We start from the raw sequence: 21,875 nt of genomic DNA, 5'->3' as shown, positions 1-21,875 counted from the left end.
ATATTGTAGGTAAGTAATACAAATAGTAGTTTGAAGCGTTATTTAGAAATAACAAATGTGAAATGAAGTAATTAAAAAATCATCAATTATTCCTATTATGTCACTATAATAGGAATTTTTTTTCGTTATAGTAGTCTTGGTACTCTGTATGAAAGAAGGAAAAAGAATGGCCTCTCAAACAAATTTTGATGACATAGTGCAGATTTGTTTACTTTACGGAAAAATCTTACAAGAAAGTAACGCAACAAGCGACATGATAAATGCTAATATTCAAAAAATTATCAGCCACTTAAACATTGAAAAGGATGAGTTATCAACGTTTAATGCTGAAACAAGTTTTATCATTATAAATCGTCATGATAATACAGTCAAAATGATCCCAGTTGAGAAATCTGGATATAACTTTGAAAAAATACTTCGTGTAGAAAGAGTTTTAAATGACTTTTTAGCTAATAAATTAGATACTCAAAATTTTTTAAATGAGCTTAGAGTAATCAATAAAAAAACATATTCCTTTCCTAGAAAAGTTAGAATCATCAGTGCTGCATTAGTTTGTGGAGGGATGAACGTCATTATTAATGGCTTGAGTTGGAATTTTATTACCACCTTTTTGCTAGGAATCATTGGTTATTGGTTATATTTAAAAATTAAAGAAACCACTAAAATAAATATATTTTCAATCCTATCGTATTCAACCATTATCTGTTTTCTAATTGTTGGTTTAGTCAAAATTCACTTAATCAAAGAACCATACTCCATTTTATTTAGTTGCATTATGCCGCTTTTACCAGGCACCACTTTTGTAAATGCGATTCGAGCGATGATGGATGGAAATTACTTAACTGGAATGATTCAATCAATGGATGCCTTTAGTACTGCTCTAATGCTTGGGCTACCAGTGGCGATTATTTTTTCAAGCGTGCTATAAGGAGATGATGTGATGTTTATAAAATTATTCTTTAGTTTTGTTGCTGGTTGTGCCATTGCTATTTTATATAACATTGAAAAAGATTACACGTTACTATGTGGTTTATCGGGGATGTTTACGTGGTTTGTATACTATATATGTACAATATTGTCTTTCAGTGAAGCAATGTCTTCACTTATTGCTTTATTAGCATTGATTTTTTTATCTCATTTATTGAGTAAATGGAAAAATGTCTCTAGTTTAGTGTTTAATATGCCAGGTATCATGCCAATTGTGCCGGGTGGATTATTATTTAAAACGTTTAATAATTTAACTGAGAAACACTATGACGTAGCTCTACATTACGGTTTTCAAGCGTGTCTAGTTGGAGGGGCAATTGCCATTGGTTTTATCATAAATGAAGCTATTTCAAAAATACTCTTAGCAGCAAAAATGAAAATTGAACAAGAACCATTTATTGAAAAAAAAAATAATCATCTTGATGAGTAAAACGGTCTCAAAAGATAGTCACATGTTCCTTAAAATGTTAGAATGAATAAGATGAGTATTAAAAGTAAGGAAGTGATAACAAATGGTTCAAATCAAAGACATTGTCAATCAACTTCATCTTGACGTTTACTCAGGTGAAGATTACCTAAATCGAAGTGTGTCATCTAGTGAAATTTCAAGGCCAGGTTTAGAGTTGACAGGGTATTTTAACTATTATCCCTATGATAGGATACAAGTTTTAGGAATGAAAGAAATTACCTTTATTGAAAAAATGACGACAGCTGAAAAATCAATGATTTTTAAAAAATTATGTAATGAAGATACACCATGTTTTGTTATAGCCCGTGGATTAAATGTACCAGAAGAATTGGTAACAGCAGCCAATAAACAAGAAATTCCAGTGATTCAATCCACTATTTCTACGTCACGATTATCTGGTATGATTTCCAACTTTCTGGAAAGTCAGTTGGCCGAACGTGTTTCTATCCATGGTGTTTTGGTGGAAGTGTATGGGTTAGGTGTATTGATTCAGGGCAGTAGTGGAATAGGTAAAAGTGAAACAGGTCTTGAATTAATCAAAAAAGGACACCGATTAATTGCCGATGATCGCGTGGATATTTATCGTCAGGATGAGCGTACTGTTATTGGTGAATCTCCTAAAATTTTAGAGCATCTAATGGAAATCCGTGGGGTAGGGATTATTGATGTCATGAATTTATTTGGTGCAAGTGCTGTGAGAAATCATGCGCATATTTCCTTAGTGGTGAACCTGCAAGACTGGAGTGTTGATAACACATTTGATCGTTTAGGATCGGGAACAGAATCGATTGATTTAGCACATGTTCCAGTTCCTAAAATTACAATTCCAGTTTCAAATGGGCGTAATGTCGCAACCATCATTGAGGTGGCAGCTATGAACTTTAGAGCGAAAACAATGGGATATGATGCAACGAAAAAATTTGAAAATAATTTAGCACAATTAATTGCTGAAAACTCTGAAAAAGATAAGGAGATGGATAAATGATTGCTACTATAAATCCAACTGCTTTTCATATTTTTGGTGTAGGTATTCAATGGTATGCCATTATTATCGTATCTGGGATTGTTTTAGTCTCATGGTTAGCTACAAAAGAAGCGGTCAGAGTTGGATTAAAAGAAGACGACGTGATAGATATGATGCTGTGGGCGCTTCCTATTTCAATAGTGGGAGCAAGGTTATATTATGTAATTTTTGAATGGCAATACTACGCCCAGCATCCTATTGAGATATTTGCGATACGTAATGGAGGTTTAGCTATTTATGGTGGATTAATTGCTGGTGGCTTGGTTCTGTATTTTTATACGAGACATCATTTTATTAATACTTGGACATTTTTAGATGTGGCAGCACCGAGTGTATTATTAGCACAAGCAATTGGCCGTTGGGGAAACTTTATGAATCATGAAGCCTTTGGTGAAATAACGACAAAAGCTTTTTTAATGAAGCTTCACTTACCAAACTTTATTATAGAAAATATGTATATTGATGGCGCATATCGTCAACCTACTTTTTTATATGAAAGTTCGTGGAACATTCTTGGGTTTATCGTTATTATCTTACTAAGAAGAAAGGACCATTTCTTTAAACAAGGTGAAATAGCCCTAACCTATGTTTTATGGTATTCTTTTGGACGCTTCTTTATTGAAGGAATGAGGACAGATAGTTTAATGTTTTTCGGAGGCTTAAGAGTTTCTCAAATTCTTTCTGCGATATTATTTATTATGGCGTTATGTTTAATCGTTATTCGTCGTAAAAATAAAGATTTACCCTATTATAATCGGTCGTATAGTGTTAAATAAGTAGTAAGATGTGTGACTAATCTGTCTCGCATCTTACTTCTTTTACTAAGCTATGATAAAATGGTTACATCAATGTTTTTTAAAAGGAGACAAAAAAATCTATGAAACAAAAAATTGCTGTTTTAGGAGCAGGCTCATGGGGGACTGCTTTAGCGATGGTTCTCGTTGAAAATGGTCATGACGTGACGATTTGGGGAAACAAAAAAACACAAATTGATGAGATAAATAACAAACATACAAACGAACATTATTTAAAGAATATTACATTACCTGCAGAATTAGTAGCTACTACAAATTTAAAAGAAGCAGTTAAAGAGGCTGATGCTGTATTGTTTGTTGTACCTACGAAAGCTATGAGAGAAGTCTCTAAAGAATTTGATAGTGTGTGTGAAAATGAGCCAATCATTATCCATGCAAGTAAAGGATTGGAACAAGACACACATAAACGTATTACAGAGATTTTAGAAGAAGAAATTTCTCCTAGTCATCGCAAAGGGTTGGTCGTACTATCAGGACCAAGTCACGCGGAAGAAGTGGCTGTTAAAGATGTTACAACCATAACGGCAGCCTCAAGCTCGATGCAAGATGCTGAGTACGTGCAAAAATTATTCTCAAATGACTATTTTAGAGTCTATACCAATACAGATGTTATCGGTGTAGAGATGGGTGCAGCATTAAAAAATATTATAGCACTTGGCTCAGGCGCACTTAAAGGGCTAGGTTATGGAGATAATGCAAGAGCAGCTATTATGACACGTGGCCTAGCTGAAATTAGTCGTTTAGGTGTAGCGATGGGAGCTAATCCATTGACGTTTATTGGGTTAAGTGGTGTTGGTGATCTGGCGGTGACGTGTGCAAGCGAGCATTCACGTAATTTTAGAGCAGGCTATTTACTTGGTAAAGGCAATTCTTTAGATGATGTTCTTAATAATATGGGCATGATTGTTGAAGGAGTTTATACAACTAAAGCAGCCTATGAGTTGGCACAAGAACGCGATATCGAAATGCCAATTACTGAAGCAATTTATGATGTTATTTATAATCATAAAGAGGTATCTGATACTGTGAAAAATATTATGCTTAGAGAACATAAATCTGAGCAAGAATTATAAAAGGAGATTATAAACACATGGTTAGAGTTAAAAAGGCAGTTATTCCAGCTGCGGGATTAGGGACACGTTTTTTACCGGCGACAAAAGCAATGGCAAAAGAGATGTTACCAATTGTTGATAAACCAACAATTCAATTTATCGTAGAAGAAGCACTGGCTTCAGGTATTGAAGATATTTTAATTGTAACAGGCAAAGCCAAACGCCCGATTGAGGATCATTTTGATTCAAACTTAGAACTTGAAACAAATTTAAAAGAAAAAGGCAAATTAGAATTATTGGAGCTTGTTGAGGAAACAACTGGATTAAACTTGCATTTTATTCGTCAATCACATCCTCTAGGCTTAGGTCATGCAGTGTTACAAGCAAAATCATTTGTTGGCAACGAACCATTTGTTGTGATGTTAGGTGATGATATTATGGAAGATGATATTCCGTTGACTAAACAGTTGATTAACGATTATGATGCGACTCATGCTTCAACTCTTGCAGTGATGGAAGTACCAAAAGAAGAAGTGTCTAAGTATGGTATCATCAATCCTGGTGGAGAAGTTGAAAAGAATTTATTTAATGTAAAAAACTTTGTCGAAAAACCACCTGTAGATAAAGCGCCAAGTAACATGGCTATTATTGGTCGTTATTTATTAACACCAGAAATTTTCCAAGTTTTAGAAGAACAAGAGCCAGGAGCTGGTGGAGAAATTCAATTAACAGATGCTATTGATACATTAAATAAAACACAACGAGTTTTTGCCCATAATTTTACAGGAACTCGTTATGATGTGGGTGATAAATTTGGGTATATGAAAACAAGTATTGAATACGGCTTAAAACACCCTCAAATTAAAGATGATTTAGCTCAATTGATATTAGATTTGAGTGAAGACATCAAAAAAGAAAAAGGTATAACAAACAAAAAAACCGAAAGTAAAAAAACAGAGAAGGAATAATTCCCTTCTCTTTTCTTATTTAATGGAGGAAATAATGGAAATAATCAACGCAATTTTACATATTATTGATAAAGACTCTGGGCAGCTGATTTGTTCGCAAGCAAACTTAGACTTACGTGAGTTCCATGTGAGTCAATATATGGAAACCGTCCTAAAAAGATTGGACAAGGCAGAGTATAAACATGGCATATTGTCAGATGACAATGTCATTGTACCATTTGTAAAAGCTGTTAAAGGTGATTTTATACAAGCAAGTCAACATATAGCGCAAACCATGTTTGATACTCTAGCCATTAGTGAAGATGCACCCAGTGGAGATGTGTTATTTTTAGAAACAACTGATTTAGAGGATAATCACTCGCTTGTAGTGATAAAATTTAATTATAAGCCACAGTTTACACACCATGTGACGTACGTGGATGATGTGATGCAAAACAATATTATTTTAAATCGTACGGTGTTTCCAGCAGTTACGCAAAAAATTGATGAGTGCTTTATTGTTAATTTATCTGATTTATCAACTAAAGTTGTTGAAAAACGTTATATGTTTGAAGGAGAAAAACGTTATTACATCACTGAACGGTTATTGCAACTTGATCCACTGCCAACTGTTAGCGAAAAATTAAATATTGTAAAAAAAGCTGTTAAACAAGTAGCTAAACGTTACAACGAAGAGGAATATGTTAGCTTGAGTCAAGCACAACAAGCTATTTTTGAAAGCATTGAATCAGAGGGTATTATAGATACCCAAAAAGTGGCAGATGTCGTGTTTAAAGACAATCATTCAGCCAAGGAAGAGTACCAAGAAATAATAGAAAAAACAAAATTTACTGAAGATATCCCAGAAAATATTGTGAAATATGAGAAAAAGTACAGTAAACAAAAGTTCAAACTAGCTAATGGCATAGAGCTGTCTATTCCAAGTGATGTATTTAATAATCCAGAGATGGTTGAATTCATTAACAATCCTGATGGAACAGTTTCTGTTATGATAAAAAATATTGAAGAAATAATCAGCAAATTTTAGTGGATAAAGTGTTGATTTAAAAAGGTCGCCATTGTCTCCATGGTATTAATAGTGAGTATGTGTGGTTCATCAATTCCAGTGTCAAATACCATACGTTGGCCAAACGATTCATGTCTGTATTTTTCATAGAAATCGTGACTAGCGTGATAAGGAATTTTTTGATCTTCTGTCCCGTGCCAAAAATAAACGGGGCGTTTATCTAACTTTTCTGGTTGAGTATTTAAATCATAGTGTTTAGTCCAAGCTAAACTATCTTCTAAATCTGGGGGGAGTGTGATACCTTTTTTATGACTATAAAAAATTAAACGATCGATAAATCCTTGATAATCAGGTGTTCCCATTAAAATAGCAGCAGAAATTATGTCGGGGTGTTTGGTTAATAATCCAGCACTCGTCATGCCACCCATGGAAAATCCGCCGACTGAAAGTTGTTTGTTTAATACAAAATTTTTTTGATAGAGATAATCTTTAATCAGATTAAATTCAATTAAATTATGTTGAATACTAGACCAAAAAGCAAATGATGGGATAGTCGAGCGATGTTCAACGCGTCTTGATCCATGATACATGGCATCAGGTAAAATGACACGCATGTTTAATTGAGCAAGTTTTCTTGCAGGTGTTAAAGCTAATTCTTTAGAGGTTTGCCAGCCGTGATAAAAAACCACACAAGGAAGTGCGTCATATTGTGCATTTTCAGGTACAACTTCTAAAACAGGTATATGTTGAATCATTCTTTTTTTTGTAACAGTTCTCATAAATATCACTCCTTTTAATTAAGAGTAGCTGTAAATTCCATAGAAAGCAATATTTAAAACTGAATAAAAAAAGTAGACGTTGCAATCAATGCAAGGTCTACTTTTTATTAAAAGCTCCCACTTCCGCCACCATGGCTTGTTCCACTTCCTCCCATGTGAGTGCTTGACCCACTACTTGGAGGAGGTTTAGGAATGTGTCTTGTAGTCGTCACATCAAATACTTTCGATGTCCTAGATTCAGTTAGATTAAGAGTGCTCATTTCATAGTATGGGTAGTGATAAGTCGCTTTTTTTAGTAAATAGTTTCTAGATATATATACGTAAAAGCTAACTGCGGTAATAATACCAACGATAAGCGCTATGATAAAAGTAACAATATAATTTGTTTTTGATCTTTCACGAGGCACACGATGTGAATTTGTAGCTGGTCCCTCAGCGACGTAGCTTTCTGATTTTGTTAAAACAGTCTTAACAGCATCATGGTAATCACCATTTACCATATCATCTGTACTACTTTCGATAATTTGGTTGATACGTTGATCGTTTAGTATGTCAATCATGCTACCAGTTGTTGATATATGAAATTTACGATGTTCCATATCAATTAAAAACAGCATACCATTTTTTTCATCACCTTGGCCAAATCCATTATCATCATAGAAGTCATCAGCATATTCTTCCCATGTTTTTCCATTTGTATTTGTCGTTGAAACAAACACAAAATCTTGATTGGTTTGTTCTTTAAAAGCAGTAATGTCTTTTTCTAATGACTCTTTTTCATCAGAAGATAGCAGATTTGCTTGATCAAACACACGAGTTGTCTCTGCGGCAAAAGTTTTTAAGGAAGTTAAACTAATCATAAAAATAGAGAGTATCAATAGTGCAATGAAAAATCGTCGTTTAGTTAAAATAGCAAATACCCCCCAACTAAAATGAGTAGAGTCATTAAGACTCCTATAGAAATAGATGTACCAATCAGTTTGGGTTTATTAATTGGTAATTTTCCGCTTGTTTTACCTGTGACACCATTCATCGCGTAGTAATATGGTTCATCACTAGTCTCGGATTGATATGTGACCACCCATACAGGTAGTAACAAATACTTATTTGACTGATTTAGGATGTCACTGTCACAGCGATTGGTTGAAACAGTTGTAAAACCTTGCATCTCATTTTCCAAGATTGCTTGTGTATAATGAGACAGTTCTCCTTTTAAGGATGGCTCAATATCAGAAAATTCTAAATCTCTTTTTTCGGCTTGAAACCCTGATAAATATTTTGAGTCAAAGTTAGTGATATCCATTAAAGGAAATGGTTGAACAGATTCTATCATGACTTGTTTAGTGTTTTTTTGTAAGGCATTCTTTATTAAATCACGGTATTCAATCATTCCGCCACGCGTTAATTTATATCGACGTGTACGCGTATATTCTGTTTCACCGACTTGCCAAACAGTGATTTTTGTTCCAGTTGCATCAACACGCCCTTTTGTTGTCGCATCTGTTTTCCAATAAGGGAAATAAATCCCAGTGATTTTTTCAATTTGAGATTCATCAAAAAAGTCTTTTGGAATAAATTTTTTGCTTTTTGCCCATGATAAAAATTGTTCTTTTGCCTCTTCTTCAGAAATTTTAAAAGGTAAGATATTATTTGGTAAAAATTCCCCACTTACTCTGTCTTTTAGCACAACTGGATTATGACAATAATAACAAAATGTTGCTGCTGTTGTATCATCTGTGACGATTTGAGCGCCGCAAGAAGGGCAATCATAAAGATTAAACAGTTCTTCACTTGTTTGATTAAGATTGTCAGCCGTTTCTTGTTGCTCTTTAGAATCTAGATTACCTTCATCAAAGACACTCAAGCAGTATTCGCAATGGAATGTTTGATTACTAGGATCAAAAAGCAATGGCCCGTCACAATTAGGGCATTTATGAGAAATAACATCAGACATAGTAAAACCTCATTTCTTTTATAAAGGTAATCCTTTAAAAGGAGCCCCGCACTCTGGACAAAATTTTGGCATTTGATTTGTAATCGTCACGATATTATGACAATTTTCACATCTCATCTGAATACCTGAAGAAGCTTGTTGCACAGGTTTTGCTTGGCCACATTCTGAACAGAATTTACCAGTGTTTTCAGTTTGATCATTTGGACATGTCCATGTATCTTGGTTAGATGTGTTGTTTTGTTGTTGCATTTGTTCTTGATTGCCTTTAGAGCTTTGGCTTAAATAATCACCAGTTGTGTTCATGCCCATGCCAACTCCCATAAAGCCATTGACACTTCCATTAGGATTGCTACCAGCATCTTGCAGACCTTGTGCCACAGAACCTTGTACAAATCCTTCACGTATTGAAGCATCAGACAGCATAGCTCCTTTATTTCTCATATTAATCAATTGTTGAGAGTCATCTGTATAAGAAATACTTGCTACACCCACACTAACTATTTCCATACCACGAAGAGTTGTCCATTCTTCATCAAGAGCAGATGACATAAATTTACTTAGTTCCATACTTTTTGAAGGGACATATGAGATTCTTTCACCCATCATAGACATTTGGTTAATGGATGTTTGAAGAGCAGATAAAAATTCTGATAAAAATTGATCATTAATGTCTGAAATTACCACATGATTTTTATTTTTTGGTAACACGTTTTTATAAAAAAGAATCGGATCAACTACTTTAACAGAGTAAGTACCATGAGCTCGTAAAAATAATTCAGCATTGTAAAAATTATCAAAATAGTTGAGTGGACTTGGTGTGCCAAATTTTATTCCTTTAATTTCTTGTAAGTTGATATAAATTACTTGCTGTGTTTGAGGGGGTAATCCACCAAATTTGAAACGATTAAACGACTCTTCAATAGCACCTTTTAAATTTCCTGTAAACATAGAAGGAGCACTTGCGTTATTTACTGTGTAGTAACCCTCCTCTGCTGTAAAATCGATAATTTTTCCGCCATCGACTAGTAACATCATCGTATTAGGGTAGACATAAACGACTGAGCCGTCAGTAATAAAGCCATCTGTTCCTTTTTTATTTCCTTGACGTTTGCTATCTTTTCGAACAGGGACACCGACTGTCATCACTGTCTCATCACTTAAATTATATGGTTCGATTACTTCTAACCATTGGTCGGCTAATCCACCACCAACAGAATTTACCGCTGCTTTTATTAATCCCATAACTATCCCTACTTTCGTTTGATTACGTCATTTAACTAAGTTTACCATAGTTGAAAATAAGCGACAATCGGGCGCAAGGTGGATTTTAAATTTTGGCAAAGACATGGCTAGAATTTTTTTTACTTTTAACTTATAATAGAGAAGATTGAAAATGGAGAGGAGTGTTGATGTGGCATATCAAGCATTATATCGTGAGTGGCGACCACAGACGTTTGATGATTTAGTTGGTCAAGGTATTATTACACAAACGTTAAAACATGCAATTATGCAACAAAAAGTATCACATGCTTATCTCTTTACAGGCCCAAGAGGAACTGGGAAAACCAGTGCGGCTAAAATATTTGCAAAAGCCATTAACTGTCAGCATTCGCAAAATGGTGAACCGTGTAATCAGTGCGAAAACTGCATAGGCATTACTGAAGGGCGAATTAATGATGTGTTAGAAATAGATGCTGCAAGTAATAATGGTGTGGAAGAAATTAGAGACATTCGTGATAAAGTAAAGTATGCTCCTACACAAGTCCCTTATAAAGTTTATATTATTGATGAGGTGCATATGTTATCAACTGGTGCGTTTAACGCTTTGTTAAAAACGCTTGAGGAGCCACCAGAACATGTGATTTTTATTCTTGCAACGACTGAGCCACATAAAATACCGGCAACAATCATTTCAAGAACACAACGGTTTGATTTTAAACGCATACAGTCTAAAGAGATTGAGAATAGATTAGCCTATATTTTAAATGAAAAACACATCGAATACGATGATCAAGTGTTAAAAATTGTGTCTCGTTCTGCTGAAGGTGGGATGCGTGATGCGTTAAGTATTTTGGATCAACTCATCTCGTTTAGTGATGGTAAGTTAAGTGTCGAGGATGCTCTAGAAGTTACTGGAAGTCTAACCAGTCAAATGATGGATAATTATTTTTTGGCGTGTTTTAATAAAGACGCTCAGCAAGCTCTAGAATTGGTTGATGATATGTTAAATGAGGGCAAAGAAAGCAATCGAATTGTTGAGAATTTATTGATTCATTGCCGAGATATGCTGATTTATCAACAAGCGCCCTCTGTTGTTGAGTCTCAAATGTCGATAATTAGTGACTCATTTAAAGAATTATCTAAAAAAATTGATAGCCGTATGTTGTATCACTGGATTGAAGAGTTAAATGATATGCAAAAAAATATGAAGTTCACGTCTCAACCATCTATTTATTTAGAAGTGTTGACGATTAAGTTAAGTGAACTATCTGTCAAACCATCTATTTCGGAAAATAACGTGTTAACAGATAGTCAAGTAACTGATATTGCCGAGAAAGAAGCTTCTTCGTCTGGTTATCAAGAATTGACTCAAAAAATTAAGCAATTAGAACAAAAAATTGAGAGATTGCAAGAAAACAGTACGACAACACCTGAGAAAAAAACAAAGAGTAGTACATCTAAAGCGAAACAACCTTTGTATAAAGTGCCGACTGAACGAGTGTATCAAATATTAGAAAAAGCCACAAAAGAGCACTTAGTGAATGTCAGAGATGTATGGGTAGACTTGTTGCAGTTATTGACTGTGACACAACGTGCAATGCTTAAAGCATGTGAACCGGTAGCTGCGAGTGAAACGGGTCTGGTGATTGCGTTTGAGTATGATATATTGTGCCAAAAAGCAAGTAATGATGATGAATTACAAGAGGCTGTGTATAATAGTCTTAACCGTTTAATAGGGTATACACCCACACTAATTAGTATACCAAAAGATAGCTGGCAAGAGCTGAGACAACAGTTTATTTCGCAAACAGACTTATCAAAATCAGAAAATACTGAGGAAACACAAGAGCCAAAAGAAGATGTGCTAGTTAGTGAAGCTAAAAAAATGTTTGGCGAACAAGCAATTGAAATTTTAGAAGATTAATCAATAGAAATGGAGACGATATAAATGATGCGTGGAATGGGAAATATGCAAGGTATGATGAAACAAGTACAAAAAATGCAAAAGGAAATGGCGGTAGCTAAAGAAACATTAGATGCTCAAGTTTTTGAGGCAGAAGCAGGTAATGGATTAGTAAAAATTACTATGACTGGTGAAAAAAAAGTCACAAGTATTGACATTAAACCAGATGTCCTAGACCCTGAAGATCCAGAGATGGTACAAGATTTAGTGTTAGATGCGACAAACAAAGTGATTGAAAAAATTGATGTTGAAACAGAGAAAGTCATGGGAAAATACGCTAAAGCAATTCCAGGCTTATAAAGAGAATAGTGATAAGAAAACAGGAGGGAAACTTCCTGTTTTTTGACAGATAAAAGGAGAGTTTTTCATGCATTATCCAGCACCAATTGCTAAATTGATAGATAGTTATATGAAATTACCAGGTATTGGCGCAAAAACAGCGACACGATTAGCTTTTTATACACTCAATATGAAAGAAGAAGATGTGACAGATTTTGCTAAATCATTGATTAGTGTCAAAAGAGACCTTCATTTTTGTGAGATATGTGGCAATATTACCGAAGAAAAAACATGTGACATTTGTCGAAACCCAAACCGTGATCAATCGACCATTTTAGTGGTTGAAGAAACAAAAGATGTGATGTCGCTTGAAAAGGTTAGAGAATATAAAGGACTGTACCACGTGCTTCATGGTGTGCTTTCTCCAATGGATGGAACAGGTCCAGACGATTTAAACATTGCAAGTTTAATTAAACGTTTGCATAACCAAGAGGTTCAAGAAGTTATCATTGCTACAAATGCCACAACAGATGGTGAGGCAACAGCCATGTACCTCTCAAGATTAATTAAACCTTCTGGCATTAAAGTGACACGTTTAGCCCATGGACTATCAGTAGGTAGTGACATTGAATACGCGGATGAAATTACTTTATTAAAAGCTGTTGAAGGTAGAACTGAATTATAATGAGGGAGGATAACATGCTAAGAACAGGAAGATTCATTACCATCGAAGGCCCTGATGGCGCTGGAAAATCAACGGTAATCAATGAATTGGTAAAAAAGTTATCAAATGATATTGATACTGAGATAGTGACAACTAGGGAACCTGGTGGTATTCCCATTTCTGAGAAAATACGTCAGGTTATTTTAAATCCGACTCATACCATGATGGATGATAGAACAGAGGCTCTTTTGTATGCAGCCGCTAGAAGACAACACTTGGTTGAAAAAATATTACCTGCTTTAGATAAAGGCCATCTTGTTATGTGCGACCGCTTTATTGATAGCTCAATAGCTTATCAAGGGGCAGCAAGAGGCATTGGTATAAAAGAAGTCAGAGAAATCAATGATTTTGCGATTGAAGGTCATTACCCTGATTTAACACTTTATTTAGATGTTGAAGCATCAGTTGGCTTAAGTCGGATTAATAAAGGAAGAAAAAAAGAAGACTTAGATAGATTAGATAAAGAATCTCTTGAATTCCATGAAAAAGTTCGCTCAGCTTATTTAGACATTTTAGAAAGTGAACCAGAGAGAGTTCAGCTGATTGATGCAAGTCAATCAATAGAAAATGTGGTCGATAATTGTTATACTTTGATTAAAGAAACATTTCCAATTTTATTTATTAACTAAAGTAAAGGGTGAGCATGATGAAATTATTATTAGCAATTATACAAGATAAAGACAGTTCTCGTTTACAAACAACATTTAATAAAGAAAACGTTAGAGCAACAAAATTATCAACAACTGGTGGCTTTTTAAAATCTGGAAACACGACCTTTATTATAGGGATTGAGGATGAACGGGTTGAAGAAGTGTTAGAAATTATAAAATCAGTCTGTCATTCACGAGAACAATACATGACACCACCTATTTCTATGGACATAGCAATGGATGCTCAGTCGACTCATCCAATTGAAATTCAAGTAGGTGGAGCAACAGTGTTTGTGATGCCAGTGGAAGGATTTTATCATTTTTAATGACTAAGATAAAAGAAACTATCCATCAACGTCAACCATTGCTTTATAAAAAAATGACACATGTTTTTCGAGAACAGACATTAAGTCACGCCTATATTATTCAAGGAAATAATTTAACAGAAGAAAAGCAGTTTGCTTTATATATGTGTCAGGGATTATTTTGCGAGGAGCCTGAAAGGGATGGTAGTCCGTGTGGAAAATGTCGGTCATGTTTACGAATTGAGCAAGATGAGCATGCAGATATTGCTAATTTAGAGCCAGATGGACAAACTATAAAGGTCGACCAAATTAGACAGACAAAATCGTTTTTTACTAGTAGTGGGGTTGAATCGAGAAAAAAAGTGTTGATAATTAGTGAATCCGAAAAAATGACCGTCCAATCAGCGAATAGTTTATTGAAATTTATCGAAGAGCCAGATGGTCAACTGTATATATTTTTTCTAACGCATAATGCAATGGCTTTGTTACCAACAATTCAGTCAAGATGTCAAATAATTGTTTTAAAACAAATGCCTAAAAAACAACTAAAGGAGCAACTAAAAGCTGATAACTTCTCTAATGTGGAGCTGTTAGTTGAGTTAACCAATTCAGTTGATGATGCACATGCGTTAGTAGAAGATGAGTGGTTTGAGGAGACTAAAAAACTATTAACCAAGTGGCTAGAATATTTTGAAAAAAAAGATTCGAGAGCATTTCTTTTTGTGCAACAATATTTACTTAAGCATGCACAAGATAAAAATCAACAACGGCAATTCCTTGAGATATTAATAGCGATGATGAAGATAAAGATGCGTCAACAGGTAAATACACAGTTTTCTAATGAGGTTGACTATGTTAAAATGATTATGATTGCTACTGAATCAAAACAAAAACTAGCATCGAATGTTAGTTTTCAGAATACATGTGAACAACTGGCTTTGAGAATTATGACATCTCATTAGGAGGAATGCACTGTGGTAGAAGTAGTTGGCGTTAGATTTAAACAATCAGGACGAATTTATTATTATTTACCGAAAAAAGGTGAACAATATAGTTATAAAGAAAAAGTAGTTGTGGAATCACAAAAGGTGAAAAATGTTGCAGAGGTGGCTTTACCAAGTAAAGAACTAGATAAACAGGATTTGCCGGATGATTTGAATACTATCTTGCAAGTTGCGACAAATAAGCAACTGGAGCAAGTTGAAAAAAATCAACAAGATGCACTAGAAGCGTTTGGTGTTGCCAAGAAAAAAATAAGAGAACATCAGCTAGAAATGAAGCTAGTTGATGTAGAGTATACTTTGGATCGTAGTAAAATGATGTTTAGTTTTACCGCTGATGGTCGTATTGACTTTCGTGAGTTGGTGCGGGATTTAGCAGCTATTTTTAAAACACGTATCGAATTGAAACAGATAGGTGTTAGAGATGAAGCAAAAAAACTTGGTGGAATCGGTCCATGTGGTCGTCCGTTATGTTGTAGTACTTTTTTAGGAGACTTTGTCCCTGTATCAATAAAAATGGCTAAAGATCAAAACTTATCTTTAAATCCAACGAAAATTTCTGGGTTATGTGGTCGATTGATGTGTTGTTTAAATTATGAAAATGACGAGTACGAGAGATTAAGAAAAATGATGCCCGACTTTGGTGAAAAAGTCGAAACACCTGATGGTATGGGAAAAGTGATTGGTCTAAATTTACTAAGTGAAGTCATTAAAGTAAAACTTGTTTCAAGAGAAACCCCAGTTGAGTATCAATATGATGAGTTAGTTGCGACTCAAAAAGAAAATGGTTAAAAAGGAAGAATAGCATGGATAAAATAAAATTATATGATGAGTTAGTCAATGTAGAACGTCAACTAGAAACCATGTTATATCAGGTGAAAGAGATGAAACCGATTGTTGATGATTTGATTGAGGAAAACTTAAATCTTAAATTAGAAAATCAACATCTTCATGACAAATTAGATAAGTTAGAAAAGCAAGAAACGGCTGATGATGGGAAACAAGAGCTATCAAAATCAAGACTAAATTTAGAAAAATTATATGAACAAGGCTTTCATGTGTGTAAAGATTTCTATGGCTCAAGACGTGAGAATCAAGAAGAATGTGTGTTTTGTTCCAGTATGATTTATGGTAAATAAAGCTGGTGGGAATTTTCCTACCAGTTTTTTTAAGGAGGAAATTAATGAATAAGCAAAAAAGTTTTTCAAAAGAAGGTGATGGAAAGCTTTACCTAGTACCAACACCAATAGGCAATTTAGAAGATATGACCTTTCGTGCAGTTAGGCTATTAAAAGAGGTTGATTTAATTGCAAGCGAAGACACAAGAAACACACAAAAATTATTAAATCATTTTGACGTACAAACCAAACAAACAAGCTTACATGAGCATAACTCGCATGAAAAAATTCCGTCTATTGTTCAGTTATTAAAAGAAGGAAAAGACATTGCCCAAGTGAGTGATGCAGGGATGCCTTCAATTAGTGACCCTGGACATGACTTGGTTGTAGCGTGCATTGAACAAAATATTTCTGTTGTGTCCATACCTGGTGCAACTGCTGGCATGACAGCTTTAATAGCTAGTGGATTGTCTCCTCAACCTTTTTATTTTTATGGGTTTTTACCGAGAAAAAAATCAGAACAAGTGAATGAATTATCACGTTTAAAGGAGATTTCAGCCACACTTATTTTTTATGAGTCCCCGTATAGAGTGTTGAAAACAATCGAGACGATGTCCCAAGTTTTTCCGGAGACCACGCGATTAGTGCTGTGCCGAGAGTTGACTAAACTACATGAAGAATATTTACGTGGTGATATGAATGAACTAATAGAATATTTATCACAAAATACAATCAAGGGTGAGTGTTGTTTACTATTAGAAAATAAATATACTACGCAAAATGAGATGAGTTATGATGGCTCATTATCAGTTGTTGAGCATGTTGATTCATTGATAGAAACAAAAGGAATAACTGCTAAAGAAGCTATTAAAGAAGCATCTAAAATTAGAGGGATAAAAAAACAAGAAGTGTATAAGGAATATCACCAACAATAAGATTGATTGAAAGCTTTTAAAGAAAAACAGATAGTCCGAAAAATCTTGCATAATAATGACTGTGTGATATAATTTCATTATATATGTACAATTTCTATAATCAACTTTTTGTGCTTAATTATAGAATTCGATACAAGAGATAAGTAAATTATAGTGAGGTGAAAGTTGGTTGTTTAATAGATGGCTAAGAAGACAAAACGATGATCCAGAGAAGGATTATGAAGAAGAATATGATTCCAGTGAGGTAGCTCAAACGACAAGTGAATTGTTTTATGATAGTGAAGAGGATGATGGCGACGACTATTATTACTATTACTACTATGAGGAAGAGGATGCAGTACAAGAACCAAGTATCCCCTTAATTTCGAAAGATGACGACAGTGAAGATGATGTGGATGATTTATACAATGAATCAAATCAATTTTATACAGAGTCTGCTTTTAGTGGTAGTGAAAACATTTCTACCGAGGAAAATACTCAAGAACCTAACTTAAGTACACCACTTGAGATGGGATTATTAGATCAATCAGACTTACGTGTGTTAGAAAACGAAAATGAAAAATTACGTGCTCAAATAGATCAATTATTAATTGAAAAAGATGGCTATGTCAAAGAAGTTGATGAGGCGAAAAAATTAAAAGAGCATAATGATTTATTAAGTAGTCAAATTGAGGGTTATGAAACAATCCTTGATGATAAACAACAACTAGAAAGAAAATTATTAGATTTTAATCATACTAAAGAAGAAAATAGTATATTAAAAGATGAAAATGAAAAATTACAAGCTGAGTTGTTGGAAAAAACAAAACAGTTAACGTCAATTGAAGTAGAAGTTAAGACAAAAGACGAAGAAATTCTTGATTTTGTCAATAAACTTGAAACAGCAAGTAAATCTTTAGCAGAAGTAGAAGCTACTTTAGATGAAAATACAGCAAAAGTACAAGAGTTAACAGTTGTTTTATCAGAAAAAGAAGCAGAAATTGAAGAGTTAAATCGACAAATTGCTATTAAAGATGAAGATGTGCTACGTCTAGCAAATGAGTCTAATGAAAAAGATGATGAAGTTCAAGAATTAACAAGAACATTATCAGAAAAAGAATTAGGTATTACTCAATTAACAGAAGAATTAAACCAAGTTAAAGAAGACAATGTGACATTAACCAACTCATTGAAAGAACTAAGAGAAGCTGGCAATGGCTCTGAAGAGTCAATCATTTCTACGCTTGAAAATGAAGTTCAAGAAAAAGATTTAATTATTGAAAGCAATAAAGAAGCAATTGAAACGTTGAGTCAAACGAATGAAGAGTTAACCTCAAAATTAAAAAATGTTGAAGATGAGTTGAGCACTACTACAGTTGAATTGCTAGAATTAAAAGATATTCAGAGAGCATTAACTGAATTACAAGATGAACTCCAACAATCAAAAGAATTAGAAGCAAAATTAACAGCTAAGTATCAAGAAGAACAATCAGTAGCACAAGTTGCTAATGAAAAACGTGAGAAAATGGAACAGGAGTTAACGCAAATGACTGAAAATCTTGAAAATCAATTAAGCAAAACTGAAAAATTAGAAAAAGAATTAGCGGAATTGCGTGAGAGTCAACGTATTATTGATGAATTAGAACAAGAAATTAATGGTATGAGATCTCAGCAAGAACGTTTGACTACAAGTCTAACTGATTTGAGCAGTGAAAGAAATCGTGCACAAGAATTAGAAACAGAAGTAGAACGTTTACGTTCTGAAAAAGGGTCAGACGTTGCAATTTTACAAGAAGAACTTCGTCAAACTCAAGAAGAACTTAGAAGAGCAAAAGCACAACAACAAATGGGAATGAATCAATCAGACATTGCTCAAGTAATGATTGAAGCACAAGCAAAAGCACGTGAGATTGTTGAAACGGCTAATCAAGAAGCAAAACGTCGCATTGTTGATGCTGAATCAGAATTAAGTACTATCAGTCAAGAAGCAAGAAATTACTATCGAAAATTAGAAACGATTAAATATGAATCTGAAAGTGTCTTCTCAGAATTATTAAGAAAATTAGAAAATATTGGAGACATCGATCGCATATAAGAGGGAGTGGGGAAGAGTTGAAAAAAGAAAATAATAACAAGTCAAAAAAAGTATTTGTGAATACAATCCTTGGAGTTAGTTTGTCCGTTATGTCAGTTTGTATGCCGGTATTAGAAGTTATAGCGGTATCAAAGACAGATGAATCTTTCTCTGCCCCAAAGCCTTTATTTAGCTTGAATGTCAATGAAAATCTATTAAAAAGTAACATTAAAGAAACATCAGAAGCTGACGCTACGGATTTAGATTCTCCAACGGAAAGCTCTGAAACGACACCGCCGGCTGAAACACCTGAGGGAACTGAAAGCTCGAGCGAAGCACCACCGGCTGAAACTTCTGAATCTAAACCAACCGAAGAATCTAGTAGTTCAACGTCGGGAAGCAGTTCATCCAGTACTGGGTCGTCCACAGGTAGTTCGACTTCTGAAAGTACAAGTTCTAGTAAGAAGCCAAGTGCATCTACGTCAAAACCTGTCTCAAATGGCAGTTCAACAACAAGCTCTAAGGGTAATGAAAAAACAGATACTTCCAGTGATGAAAGTAAGAAAGACACGTCACCCATAGCATATGTTCGTAATCAAACTACTGGAGAATTTGTTGAAGAAATTGGAGAAGACGCTCGAGAAATTGGACAAAAGAAAAATTTATATGCCTCAATTATGATTGCTCAAGCCATTCTTGAAAGTGGGTCTGGAAATAGCAGCCTTGCTAGAACACCTAACTATAACTTGTTTGGTATCAAAGGCTCATATAAAGGTGAGTCAGTTGAAATGGCGACACTAGAAGAAAGTGGAGACGGTGGTTTATTTACTGTTAATGCCAAATTCAGAAAATACCCAAGTTATAAAGAATCTCTGGAAGATTATGCTATGTTAATGTCAGGTGGGGTATCTGGACGATCAACTTTTTATCAAGGAGCTTGGAAATCAAATACGAAGGACTATAAAGAGGCAACTAAGTATTTGACTGGGCGTTACGCTTCTGACTCTAGATATCATGAAAAATTAAATGGTCTAATAGAAACATATGATTTAACACAGTACGATTCAGCTAAACCAACAAAAGAAAAAGTTGAAAAAACAAAAGAAACTGAAAAATTTATCAAAGGAATTGCTCCAAAAGTGGAAGAAATTGCTGATAAAAACGATTTATATGCCTCAGTGTTACTTGCTGAAGCAGTAATTAAGAGTAATTCTGGATTAAATGACTTATCTGAGAGTTCTAATCTTTTCCAAATAGAAGGAAAAAATAACGATAAATCTGTTAAGTTGGAGACGTTGGTGACAGATGTTGACTCTAAAAAGACCAAGTTAGATACTAGAGAATACAAAGTATATGCTAATACAGATGAAGCCATAGAAGATTATGTTGCTGAGCTTAAAAAAGACGAAACAACATATTCAGAAATGACACGCTCTAAAAAAGATACTGCTAGGAAAGTTACAGCTTATTTAACAGCACAGAACAAAGAAGATCGAAAATATCATAAACGATTAAATGGTATTATAGATACATATAATTTAACGCAATATGATAAACAACCAAAACAAGAGAAAAAAGCAGATAAATCAGAAGCGAAAAAAGCTTCACCAGCAGAGGTTGTTAATGAATTAGGCATTAATATGGTCACTCAGTTAGCTGAGAGTTTTTCGCCAACCAAATTAACTTCTCTGACAACAAAAAAATAGTACTTATATATGACTTTAATAAGGAAAGTCGTCTCTACCTGATACCGTAAATATCAGTCTATAGGTAATAAAGGTTAATAACCCCTTTTTTACTTATGTAAAAGGGGTTATTTTATTTGGAGGAAGATTATGGAATTATTAAAAAAAGCAATTATAGAACAAGGTAGAGTATTGGATGAAAATATTTTAAAAGTAGATAGTTTTTTAACACATCAAGTTGACCCACAACTAATGAATGATATTGGAAAACATGTTGCAAATACATACAAAGATAAAGGTGTGACAAAAATTGTAACCATTGAGTCTTCAGGGATTGCCCCAGCTGTATTTATAGGACTACACTTAGGTTTACCAGTCGTATTTGCAAGAAAACAAAAAAGTTTAACCATGAATAGTGAACTACTCACTTCGGAAGTATATTCATTTACCAAACAAACAACGAATACGATTGCTGTTTCAAATAGATATTTAGTCGAAGGTGACAATGTCTTAGTAGTAGATGATTTTTTAGCAAACGGTCAGGCGGCGTTAGGGTTAATCGAACTATGTAAACAAGCAGGAGCATCAATTGAGGCAATTTCGATTGTTATTGAAAAATCGTTTCAAGATGGACGTCAATTGCTAGAAGAAAAAGGCTATATTGTTGACTCACTTGCAAGAGTGGCTTCACTTAAAAATAATGAGATTACGTTTGTGGAATAATTATCTAGAAAATAGTTATGTTAAGATAAAAAGACAATATTGTTTGTAAATCAAAAAAATGTTAAATTAATTTGGTATAGATTAAAGTAAGTAGATAAAATGATAATATATATCGTATATCTTTTAATAAAAAAGCAAGTGATGGAATTATCTGTCCTTGCTTT

At 34.1% G+C, this 21,875-nt stretch carries 23 protein-coding genes and 1 riboswitch; of the genes, 19 read left to right on the top strand and 4 right to left on the bottom strand.

What is annotated here, in order from left to right:
- The first annotated feature begins 166 nt into the window (after positions 1–166).
- From JNUCC83_RS05865 to JNUCC83_RS05835, 7 genes are all read left to right on the top strand, one after another.
- The gene (locus JNUCC83_RS05865; protein ID WP_454461284.1) at positions 167–928 is read left to right on the top strand and encodes a threonine/serine exporter family protein; all 762 of its coding nucleotides are present in this window, start codon (positions 167–169) and stop codon (positions 926–928) included.
- A 12-nt stretch (positions 929–940) separates the two neighbouring features.
- Complete coding sequence (locus JNUCC83_RS05860; RefSeq protein WP_454461283.1) at positions 941–1,417, top strand: threonine/serine exporter family protein; 477 nt, start codon at positions 941–943, stop codon at positions 1,415–1,417.
- An 82-nt stretch (positions 1,418–1,499) separates the two neighbouring features.
- Positions 1,500–2,441, top strand: a complete 942-nt coding sequence (gene hprK / locus JNUCC83_RS05855) for an HPr(Ser) kinase/phosphatase (RefSeq protein ID WP_454461282.1) — start codon at positions 1,500–1,502, stop codon at positions 2,439–2,441.
- Entirely contained in the window at positions 2,438–3,256 is an 819-nt protein-coding gene (gene lgt, locus JNUCC83_RS05850) for a prolipoprotein diacylglyceryl transferase (protein ID WP_454461281.1), read from the top strand. The genes hprK and lgt overlap by 4 nt, the downstream gene beginning before the upstream one ends.
- Before the next feature lie 101 nt (positions 3,257–3,357).
- Positions 3,358–4,368: an NAD(P)H-dependent glycerol-3-phosphate dehydrogenase gene (locus tag JNUCC83_RS05845; RefSeq protein WP_454461280.1), complete on the top strand. Its 1,011-nt coding sequence runs from the start codon at positions 3,358–3,360 to the stop codon at positions 4,366–4,368.
- 17 nt (positions 4,369–4,385) lie between these two features.
- Entirely contained in the window at positions 4,386–5,315 is a 930-nt protein-coding gene (gene galU / locus JNUCC83_RS05840; protein ID WP_454461279.1) for a UTP--glucose-1-phosphate uridylyltransferase GalU, read from the top strand.
- Between the two features lie 34 nt (positions 5,316–5,349).
- Positions 5,350–6,342 (top strand): nucleoid-associated protein, encoded by a 993-nt coding sequence (locus JNUCC83_RS05835; RefSeq protein ID WP_454461278.1) that lies wholly within the window; start codon positions 5,350–5,352, stop codon positions 6,340–6,342.
- Here JNUCC83_RS05835 and JNUCC83_RS05830 read toward each other — a convergent pair.
- The 4 genes from JNUCC83_RS05830 to JNUCC83_RS05815 form a co-directional block, all read right to left on the bottom strand.
- Positions 6,339–7,100 carry an alpha/beta fold hydrolase gene (locus tag JNUCC83_RS05830; protein ID WP_454461277.1) on the bottom strand — a complete coding sequence of 254 codons (762 nt, stop codon included), beginning with the start codon at positions 7,098–7,100 and terminating at the stop codon, positions 6,339–6,341. The genes JNUCC83_RS05835 and JNUCC83_RS05830 overlap by 4 nt on opposite strands.
- Before the next feature lie 107 nt (positions 7,101–7,207).
- Positions 7,208–7,912, bottom strand: a complete 705-nt coding sequence (locus JNUCC83_RS05825; protein ID WP_454461276.1) for a TPM domain-containing protein — start codon at positions 7,910–7,912, stop codon at positions 7,208–7,210.
- Between the two features lie 92 nt (positions 7,913–8,004).
- Positions 8,005–9,054, bottom strand: coding sequence for a TFIIB-type zinc ribbon-containing protein (locus tag JNUCC83_RS05820; RefSeq protein ID WP_454461275.1), 1,050 nt, complete (start codon positions 9,052–9,054; stop codon positions 8,005–8,007).
- An 18-nt stretch (positions 9,055–9,072) separates the two neighbouring features.
- On the bottom strand, positions 9,073–10,296 hold the full coding sequence (locus JNUCC83_RS05815; protein WP_454461274.1) for an SPFH domain-containing protein: 1,224 nt from the start codon (positions 10,294–10,296) through the stop codon (positions 9,073–9,075).
- A gap of 169 nt (positions 10,297–10,465) precedes the next feature.
- Between JNUCC83_RS05815 and dnaX the strand changes: the two genes are divergently transcribed.
- The 12 genes from dnaX (at position 10,466) to JNUCC83_RS05755 (ending at position 21,711) form a co-directional block, all read left to right on the top strand.
- Complete coding sequence (gene dnaX, locus JNUCC83_RS05810; RefSeq protein WP_454461273.1) at positions 10,466–12,199, top strand: DNA polymerase III subunit gamma/tau; 1,734 nt, start codon at positions 10,466–10,468, stop codon at positions 12,197–12,199.
- A gap of 24 nt (positions 12,200–12,223) precedes the next feature.
- Positions 12,224–12,538 (top strand): YbaB/EbfC family nucleoid-associated protein, encoded by a 315-nt coding sequence (locus tag JNUCC83_RS05805; protein WP_454461272.1) that lies wholly within the window; start codon positions 12,224–12,226, stop codon positions 12,536–12,538.
- A gap of 67 nt (positions 12,539–12,605) precedes the next feature.
- Positions 12,606–13,202, top strand: a complete 597-nt coding sequence (gene recR, locus JNUCC83_RS05800) for a recombination mediator RecR (protein WP_454461271.1) — start codon at positions 12,606–12,608, stop codon at positions 13,200–13,202.
- A 14-nt stretch (positions 13,203–13,216) separates the two neighbouring features.
- Complete coding sequence (gene tmk / locus JNUCC83_RS05795) at positions 13,217–13,870, top strand: dTMP kinase (protein WP_454461270.1); 654 nt, start codon at positions 13,217–13,219, stop codon at positions 13,868–13,870.
- Positions 13,871–13,887: 17 nt separating this feature from the next.
- Entirely contained in the window at positions 13,888–14,217 is a 330-nt protein-coding gene (locus JNUCC83_RS05790; RefSeq protein ID WP_454461269.1) for a cyclic di-AMP receptor DarA, read from the top strand.
- Entirely contained in the window at positions 14,217–15,158 is a 942-nt protein-coding gene (locus tag JNUCC83_RS05785) for a DNA polymerase III subunit delta' (RefSeq protein ID WP_454461268.1), read from the top strand. Before JNUCC83_RS05790 ends, JNUCC83_RS05785 begins: the two co-directional genes overlap by 1 nt.
- A gap of 12 nt (positions 15,159–15,170) precedes the next feature.
- Entirely contained in the window at positions 15,171–15,989 is an 819-nt protein-coding gene (locus JNUCC83_RS05780) for a PSP1 domain-containing protein (RefSeq protein ID WP_454461267.1), read from the top strand.
- Between the two features lie 14 nt (positions 15,990–16,003).
- Positions 16,004–16,336, top strand: a complete 333-nt coding sequence (locus JNUCC83_RS05775; RefSeq protein WP_454461266.1) for an initiation-control protein YabA — start codon at positions 16,004–16,006, stop codon at positions 16,334–16,336.
- A gap of 44 nt (positions 16,337–16,380) precedes the next feature.
- Positions 16,381–17,250, top strand: coding sequence for a 16S rRNA (cytidine(1402)-2'-O)-methyltransferase (rsmI, locus tag JNUCC83_RS05770; RefSeq protein ID WP_454461265.1), 870 nt, complete (start codon positions 16,381–16,383; stop codon positions 17,248–17,250).
- A 169-nt stretch (positions 17,251–17,419) separates the two neighbouring features.
- On the top strand, positions 17,420–19,324 hold the full coding sequence (locus JNUCC83_RS05765) for a coiled-coil domain-containing protein (protein WP_454461264.1): 1,905 nt from the start codon (positions 17,420–17,422) through the stop codon (positions 19,322–19,324).
- Positions 19,325–19,341: 17 nt separating this feature from the next.
- Positions 19,342–21,009 carry a glycoside hydrolase family 73 protein gene (locus JNUCC83_RS05760; protein WP_454461263.1) on the top strand — a complete coding sequence of 556 codons (1,668 nt, stop codon included), beginning with the start codon at positions 19,342–19,344 and terminating at the stop codon, positions 21,007–21,009.
- Positions 20,993–21,090: riboswitch (purine riboswitch) on the top strand. Its footprint overlaps the gene before it by 17 nt.
- Before the next feature lie 48 nt (positions 21,091–21,138).
- Positions 21,139–21,711: a xanthine phosphoribosyltransferase gene (locus JNUCC83_RS05755; RefSeq protein WP_454461262.1), complete on the top strand. Its 573-nt coding sequence runs from the start codon at positions 21,139–21,141 to the stop codon at positions 21,709–21,711.
- Positions 21,712–21,875: the final 164 nt, after the last annotated feature.

The sequence above is a fragment of the Vagococcus sp. JNUCC 83 genome, from assembly GCF_053667615.1.
This window is presented reverse-complemented; position numbering and strand designations above follow the sequence as displayed.

Bases quoted from the DNA above. Each gene is read 5' to 3' on its own strand.
- JNUCC83_RS05790 (WP_454461269.1), top strand. From the start codon at position 13,888: ATGAAATTATTATTAGCAATTATACAAGATAAAGACAGTTCTCGTTTA.
- JNUCC83_RS05805 (WP_454461272.1), top strand. From the start codon at position 12,224: ATGATGCGTGGAATGGGAAATATGCAAGGTATGATGAAACAAGTACAA.
- JNUCC83_RS05785 (WP_454461268.1), top strand. From the start codon at position 14,217: ATGACTAAGATAAAAGAAACTATCCATCAACGTCAACCATTGCTTTAT.
- JNUCC83_RS05775 (WP_454461266.1), top strand. From the start codon at position 16,004: ATGGATAAAATAAAATTATATGATGAGTTAGTCAATGTAGAACGTCAA.
- lgt (WP_454461281.1), top strand. From the start codon at position 2,438: ATGATTGCTACTATAAATCCAACTGCTTTTCATATTTTTGGTGTAGGT.
- JNUCC83_RS05830 (WP_454461277.1), bottom strand. From the start codon at position 7,100: ATGAGAACTGTTACAAAAAAAAGAATGATTCAACATATACCTGTTTTA.
- JNUCC83_RS05865 (WP_454461284.1), top strand. From the start codon at position 167: ATGGCCTCTCAAACAAATTTTGATGACATAGTGCAGATTTGTTTACTT.
- hprK (WP_454461282.1), top strand. From the start codon at position 1,500: ATGGTTCAAATCAAAGACATTGTCAATCAACTTCATCTTGACGTTTAC.
- JNUCC83_RS05815 (WP_454461274.1), bottom strand. From the start codon at position 10,296: ATGGGATTAATAAAAGCAGCGGTAAATTCTGTTGGTGGTGGATTAGCC.
- JNUCC83_RS05835 (WP_454461278.1), top strand. From the start codon at position 5,350: ATGGAAATAATCAACGCAATTTTACATATTATTGATAAAGACTCTGGG.
- galU (WP_454461279.1), top strand. From the start codon at position 4,386: ATGGTTAGAGTTAAAAAGGCAGTTATTCCAGCTGCGGGATTAGGGACA.
- rsmI (WP_454461265.1), top strand. From the start codon at position 16,381: ATGAATAAGCAAAAAAGTTTTTCAAAAGAAGGTGATGGAAAGCTTTAC.
- recR (WP_454461271.1), top strand. From the start codon at position 12,606: ATGCATTATCCAGCACCAATTGCTAAATTGATAGATAGTTATATGAAA.
- JNUCC83_RS05860 (WP_454461283.1), top strand. From the start codon at position 941: ATGTTTATAAAATTATTCTTTAGTTTTGTTGCTGGTTGTGCCATTGCT.
- JNUCC83_RS05820 (WP_454461275.1), bottom strand. From the start codon at position 9,054: ATGTCTGATGTTATTTCTCATAAATGCCCTAATTGTGACGGGCCATTG.
- JNUCC83_RS05845 (WP_454461280.1), top strand. From the start codon at position 3,358: ATGAAACAAAAAATTGCTGTTTTAGGAGCAGGCTCATGGGGGACTGCT.
- tmk (WP_454461270.1), top strand. From the start codon at position 13,217: ATGCTAAGAACAGGAAGATTCATTACCATCGAAGGCCCTGATGGCGCT.
- JNUCC83_RS05755 (WP_454461262.1), top strand. From the start codon at position 21,139: ATGGAATTATTAAAAAAAGCAATTATAGAACAAGGTAGAGTATTGGAT.